This window comes from Microcystis sp. M_QC_C_20170808_M3Col (genome assembly GCF_007095505.1).
Classification (GTDB): Bacteria; Cyanobacteriota; Cyanobacteriia; order Cyanobacteriales; family Microcystaceae; genus Microcystis.
The window spans coordinates 1-6702 of the sequence record NZ_SFBY01000134.1 but is presented as its reverse complement, the minus strand read 5'-3'; the positions used below and the strand labels follow the sequence as shown (position 1 = coordinate 6702).

Annotated in this window: 3 protein-coding genes and 1 pseudogene; 1 reads left to right on the top strand and 3 read right to left on the bottom strand. The window is 44.7% G+C overall.

From position 1 onward, the window contains the following. Positions 1-335: 335 nt before the first annotated feature. From EWV84_RS06305 to EWV84_RS06295, 3 genes are all read right to left on the bottom strand, one after another. A complete protein-coding gene (locus tag EWV84_RS06305; RefSeq protein ID WP_287077221.1) occupies positions 336-1328 on the bottom strand; it encodes an aldo/keto reductase in 993 nt (330 codons plus the stop codon). A 51-nt stretch (positions 1329-1379) separates the two neighbouring features. After that, positions 1380-4445, bottom strand: a complete 3066-nt coding sequence (locus EWV84_RS06300) for an efflux RND transporter permease subunit (protein WP_287077219.1) — start codon at positions 4443-4445, stop codon at positions 1380-1382. 242 nt (positions 4446-4687) lie between these two features. Then, the gene (locus EWV84_RS06295) at positions 4688-6148 is read right to left on the bottom strand and encodes an efflux RND transporter periplasmic adaptor subunit (RefSeq protein ID WP_287077218.1); all 1461 of its coding nucleotides are present in this window, start codon (positions 6146-6148) and stop codon (positions 4688-4690) included. A 384-nt stretch (positions 6149-6532) separates the two neighbouring features. On the opposite strand from EWV84_RS06295, the pseudogene EWV84_RS22795 reads away from it, so the two are divergent. Next, positions 6533-6655 (top strand): annotated as a pseudogene (locus EWV84_RS22795) (Uma2 family endonuclease); the annotation flags it as partial. Positions 6656-6702 lie beyond the last annotated feature (47 nt).

Here is a 6702-nt window from a genome sequence, read left to right as displayed (position 1 = left end):
CTGAACGAAACCCCTTACTATCTGTTGTCAAGGTTCAGTTTTTAGCTTGGTTATCGCTTTCTCCATTGTAGCTTAAAGCCGTCCTAAAAGGACGGGGTTTTAACCCAAATTTTCGATAAGTAGGGTTTGCTGAAAAGGTTTTTCGGTGGGGGTAGGGTGTGGGGTGTAGGGTGTGGGGTGTGGGGTTTTACCCATTTTCAGGGGGTCAATTACCTAATTTTCAGGGAAAAAGTGCCTAAATTTCCCCCCCGAACACTCCTAGCTAAGGCACTTTTTGATTTCAAAAAAGCCTAAAAATATTATCCAACAAGGTTTTTAGATTTATTCAGCAAACCCTACTTAGTTTGAAAGATATTTTGTACCATTTTTTTATCTAAACCTGCGGCAACTTTATCTAATTCTGCTATTTCTCCTGTGTCTAAACTCCATCCTAAAGCGCCTAAATTATCCTCAGCTTGCCGAACATTTTTAGCTCCGGGGATAGGAATTGTTCCCTTACAGATACACCAATTTAAAGCAACTTGGCTAATAGTTTTATTTTTAGCTTGGGCGATAACTTCTAGGCAACTTATCAGAGGCGAAATAGCGGGAATTAATTGACCAAAAAGGAAGCGACGTAATCCTGGGGGTAAGTTTTTATTATCTCGATATTTCCCCGTTAATAACCCCAAAGCTAAGGGACTATAGGCAATAATTTTAATGCCCAATTGATCACATAGTTCCTTTAATCCTAAGTCAGTGAGAGGATAGGTAGAAAGGAGAGAATACTGTACCTGTAAACTGGTAATAGGAATGCCGCGACTGGCAAACTTTTGATAGGCAGACTTCAATCTTTTCGGTCCAAAATTGGATAAACCGACTCCTTTAACTAACCCCTTTTCCAGACAATCCCCCAATCCGTCTAATAATCCTCCCTCCTGCCATGGCGCATAATTGCCCGTTGACCAGTGCATTTGCACTAAATCCACTGGGCGGCCTAATCTGGTTGCCGAAGCTTGACAAGCTTTCACCATGGCATTACGGGTTAAACGCCAAGGATAAGGGGCGAGTTTGGTGGCAATACGGATATTATCAGCGTTATAACCGCTATATTCCCCTGTAAAGCGTCCTAATAGCTTCTCACTCTGTCCGTTGAGTTTGCCTGTCCCGTAGGAGTCTCCCGTATCAAATAGAGTGACACCCCGCTCGACGCAGAGATTAAAAACCGCTTGTAACTGGCTATCCATACTCTCATCGTAACCCCAGAGAAGACGATTTCCCCAGGCCCAAGTACCGCAGCCCATGGGGGGAAGGGATAGAGTTTGATGTGTGACTGTCAAGGGATTCATGGGTCAGTTTCTCTGGGTTTTTTCTCAAGCTTTCAGAGAGATATTTTACTACTAAATCGACTTGGGTTTTTGTTTAACAAATAATCCCCGCAACCAATAGTAAAAACTATCGATATAAGTAAAGATTACCGGCACAACCACCAAAGTTAATAGGGTGGAAGTGGTAAAACCACCAATAACGGCAATCGCCATCGGTGCGCGAATTTCCCCATCTGCACCCAAAGCTAAAGCAATCGGTAACATCCCGGCAATTGTGGAAACCGAGGTCATAATAATTGGTCGTAAACGAGAGACTCCCGAATCAATCATCGCCTTAAATTGCGGTTTCCCTGCCTCAATGCCACTCAGGGCAAAATCTACTAACAAAATCGCATTTTTAGTGACTAATCCCATCAGTAAAACTATGCCAATTAAAGCGTATAAACCTAACTCTTTTTGGGTAATTAAAAGAGCAATTAAAGTGCCACCAATCGATAAAGGAAGGGAAGTTAAAATCGCTAGGGGATAGAGAAAATTGTTATACAACAAGACCAGAATCCCATAGATAGAAATAATTGCTAAACTTAACGCTCCCAAAAAACGAGCAAAGATATCGCGCATAATACGAGCATCACCAAAGGGTTCTTCTGTCACCTCTGGGGGTAAGTTTTTCATGATTGGTAAAGCGCGAATTTGTGTCACCGCACTTCCCAAAGAAACTCCCTCTAAATTAGCTCCAATATTAACCTGACGTTGACGGTTAAAGCGTTGAATTTCCGCAGGTCCACTACCTAAGCTAATTGTCGCCACCGAGTTAAGCGGTACTAACGTCCCATTACTGCTAGGAACGCGCAAATTTTGCAGAGTTTCTATCTCACTGCGTCCATCATTGGCAATTTTCACCCGGATGGGAATTTGTCGGTCAGCAAGGTTAAATTTAGCTAAATTAAACTCATTATCCCCGATTAAAGCCAAAGATGCAGTACGGGCGATCGCTCTGACCGAGACTCCCTGATCGGCGGCCCGGACGGGATCTGGTTGAATAATGATCTCCGGTTTAACTAAACTTACCCCGGAACTTACCTCGACAAAACCGGGTAATGCCCGCATTTCTCGCTCTAATTTTTGGGCAGTTTGGGTTAAAATATCGCCATTTTCACTTTTCAGGACTATAGCCACATCTTTATTGCTTCCCGCTCCCCCCTGCGCTCGAAAAGTCACTCTAGCACCTGGTATCTTCTGGAAATCCCGGCGGGTTTGTTCCTCAAATTGCCGTTGAGTTAGCGATCGCTGTTCCTTAGGAACTAAATTAACATATATTAACCCGGTATTTACCCGTCCCGAATCTCCCGGAATAGCCAAAACATTAGCGACGGCGGGATTTTTTTGCAGTAAACTATTCACCTGATTAGCCACGGCAACAGTATCATTCAAAGTTGCACCGGGAGGCAATTCTAGACTGATCGTACTTAATCCGGTATCCCCAGAACTAAATAACCCTTTTGGAATCAAGGGAACTAACTGTAAACTACCGATAAAAAAGGCCAAAGCCGCCAATAAAGTCAGGATTCGATGACGTAAAGCCCAAGTTAACAAACTTTTGTAGGGACGAAAACGCGGGCGCGAGGAGGGATTATTATCACCGGTTTTCAGCTTTTTCGGCTGTAGAATATAGGCACTTAACATCGGGGTGACGGTGACAGCGATCAAACTGGAAAATAGGGTAGAAACCGCCACAGTAACGCCGAAAGGTTGAAAGAATTGGCCCGGCACACCGCCCATAAAAGCAACAGGCAGGAATACCGCTATAATTGCCGCCGCACTGGCTAAAACGGCTAATCCAATCTCTTTTGAGGCATCAAAGGCCGCTTGCAAGGGTTTTTTACCCATAGCTAAATGTTGATCGATGTCCTCCACCATACACACCGCATCATCGACCAGATTACCCAAAGCTAAAGCTAAGGCCAGTAGGGTCATGCCGTTAAGGGTATAATTTAGGGCCTGCATCACCCAAAAAGTCGGGAAAATCGACAAAGGCAGGGCCAAACCCGTGATAATCGTGGCGCGCCAATTGCCTAAAAATAGACCCACCGTGATCACCGTCATAATACAACCGATGATCAGATCGCTAAGAAGGCTTTCGTAACTAGCACGAATTGAGTCAGCACGGGTAAAAATTAATTGAAATTTAAGATCTTCGGGCAGTTTTTTCTTTAAATTCTCGATTTCTTGACGCACTGCTGTTTCTACCGTGACCAAAGTGCTGCCGGTCCCCCGTAAAATCGAAAAACCCACCACTGGCTGCCCATCTAAGAGGGCCATTTGTCGAGGATCACTGGAACTATCGCTAACTGTCCCTAAATTGCTTAAGGGGACGGTATCACCGTTAGGTAAAGAGATTTGATAATTTCTTAAATCTTCGATAGTTTCAGCGCTGCCGAGGGTGCGGACAGTTTGTTCACTGCCACCGATTTCCGATCGCCCTCCGGGTAAATTAATATTAAAACTACGAATTTGGTCATTAACCGCCGTGGCCGTGATACCGTAGGCGATCAGACGACCAGGATCTAAATCTACACGCACTTCTCGATCGACTCCCCCAATCCGATTGACTCGCGCTACTCCCGGCACTCCTGTTAAAGCGCGGCCAATTTGACGATCGACTAGATCACTTAATTCGGCGATCGATCTTTTCGGGGAGGAGATGGTATAGTTCATCACTGCACCCCCGGCAAATTCTAAACGTTGGACAATTGGATCATTAGCATCTTGGGGTAAATCCTGTCGAATTTGCGCTATGGCATTCCGCACATCATTGGTAGCGCGATCGCTGTTAGTGCCAAGGATAAAGTTAACGGTGGTGCTGCTGCTGCCTTCGTTGACGGTAGAAGTAATTTGATCGATATTACCCAAAGCAGCCACCGCATCCTCGACTTTTTTGGTGACTTGAGTTTCCAATTCCTCTGGACCGGCGCCGGCTTGATTAACGGTGATAATCACGGCCGGAATGTCAATATTAGGAGAGCGATCGATCCCTAATCCTAGAAAGGCAATATATCCCATTAAGGCCATAACCAGGGAGATCAGGATCGTCGGAATGGGATTTTTGATAGACCAATTAGAAATATTAAAAGCCATAATTTCAGTTATCAGTTATCAGTTATCAGTTATCAGTTATCAGTTATAGCAAAGACCAAGGTGCTTAGGACAATCCATCGCTGAAACCCTGTTCAGATAAGAGTTTGAAAATTGAAAGCGTCCTAAATAACCCATTATTTGCTATATCAGTTATCAGTTATCAGTTATCAGATGTGAGTTTTTAAGTGTGCAGTATTAAATAGCAGTTTCCTACTGTCTTTTTACTGATTACTGATTACTGATTACTGATTACTGATTACTGTAATTTTGTCGCCATCACCGAGATAGGCTGCCCCTTTGGCCACAATGCGATCGCCCGCTTGTAAACCGGTGAGAATTTCCACGCGATTATTCGGCATAATTTGACCTAATTGCACAGTTTTGGCGGTGACGGTGTTATCAGGTCCCACTAAATAAACTAGAGCTTGATTATCTTTTTGGGGTAAAACCGCGGTCATGGGGACGGTTAAACTATTGCTAGTATTCGTTACGATCGCACCTCGTAAAAACATCCCCGGTTTTAATCCTGTATTGTCGGTTAAATCGACTTCCACTGTTGCTTGACGGGATGCCTCATCGACGATGGGATTAATTTCGCGCACCTGTCCCGATAGTTTCAGACTGGTATTAGCATCGGAAGTGATAGTAACGGGCGCTCCGACGCGGATTAAGGGCAATTGATTCTCAGGAACCCGTAATCTTAGCTCTAAACGCCCATTTTCGATGATTTTAAAGAGAGCATTTTGACCGTTGGTGGTGTCCCCGATGCGGCCATTTCTTTCGGCAATTTTGCCACTGACCGGGGAAATCAGGCGCGTCTCGTTTAATTGGGCTTTAACTATGGCTAAACGGCTTTGAGCTTCCGCTAATTGGGCTGTAGCTTGGGCGATCACTTCGGGACGATTACCCGCTTGCAATTGTGCCAGTTGCTGCTCTGCTTCTCCTAAACGGGATTGGGTCTGTTGTACGATCGCCGCTTGGTTTCTTTCTTCGTTGAGGACTTCATCGAGACGATCCCTTGCGATCGCTCCTTCCGCTTCTAAACTTTGGTTTCTCTGGACGCGTTTTTTAGCCAAATCCCAATCCGATTGAGCTTGACTAATTTCGGCTTTTATGCGTTGAATAGTTTGTTTAGCTCCAGCGATCTCCTCTTTACGGCTACCCGCTTGCAATTCTGCCAAACGCGCCCGGGATTGGGCGACATTTGCCTGTGCTTGGGTTAATTGCGCTTGCAGGACGGTATCATCGAGACGAGCCAAAATTTGACCTTGGCTGACCCTATCCCCTTCATCCACAAAGATTTCTTTGATTTGTAGTCCTGTCGCTTGGGAAAGAATCGGGATTAATTCATAGGCTGCCACGCTTCCAGTCGCTTTCAAGGTGCGGGCCACGGGAGTAAATTCTACCCTAGTGGTGGTTACTGTTTGTGCTGGTGCTTCATTTTTTGCCGCTACGGGCTGAGTATTGGGGTTTTGGGCTGTTTGGGGTCGATTAGCGAAACGAGTCGCCCCTAGGGTCAATAAAACCCCCAATCCCACACCGATAAATAAACCCCGTCCTCCCGATAGCCAAGAGTTGGTTTTTGTCGGTTTTGGCGAGTATTCGGGTTCCTCTGGCTCAATTTCGGGATTAAATGCGATTTCTTCGGGAACTAGCGAATTATCGGCTGAATGCTGGTTATTTTCTAGGGTATCTGGCCGCACGGTCTGCCCTCTCGGTAGATTCTGGATAAAATGTTAAGTTTTGTATCCATTTATAATCTAACGGAAAAAGGTCACGGGTGGGGAAAGTGAGAAAGTGGACTTGCTCTAAAAATCCAAAATTGTCGTGTTTGGTGAGGATTCAGTCAGGGTGAGAGCATCCCAAACGCTATTGAAAATTGGCCAATTTTGTGAGCCACTTGCTGTGTGGGCATTTCAAGTGATACCAGTCAATCATAATAGTGACGAACAAAGACCCATTTGGTCGATTTTTGCTTAACAATTGAGATTGAGATGGCAAATTCTCCTCAAATATGCCTGAATCGTGGGTAACCAGATCACATAAAGTTTATTTTGTCAAGGATTGTTAAGATGCGCTTACCCTGCACTTTTCCCCTAGTTCCCAAAACTAAACTCTAGGAATTTTTAGCCACTGCTAAAGAGGATGAAGTTAAAGCAGAAAAGAATTTAAGAGAATGGGTTGTTAGTCAACTAGCTAAAAATAATTAACTAGGGTTTGCTGAAAAAGTTTGTTGGTGGGGTTAGGAGACAGGAGA

Bases quoted from the DNA above. Each gene is read 5' to 3' on its own strand.
- EWV84_RS06305 (WP_287077221.1), bottom strand. From the start codon at position 1,328: ATGAATCCCTTGACAGTCACACATCAAACTCTATCCCTTCCCCCCATG.
- EWV84_RS06300 (WP_287077219.1), bottom strand. From the start codon at position 4,445: ATGGCTTTTAATATTTCTAATTGGTCTATCAAAAATCCCATTCCGACG.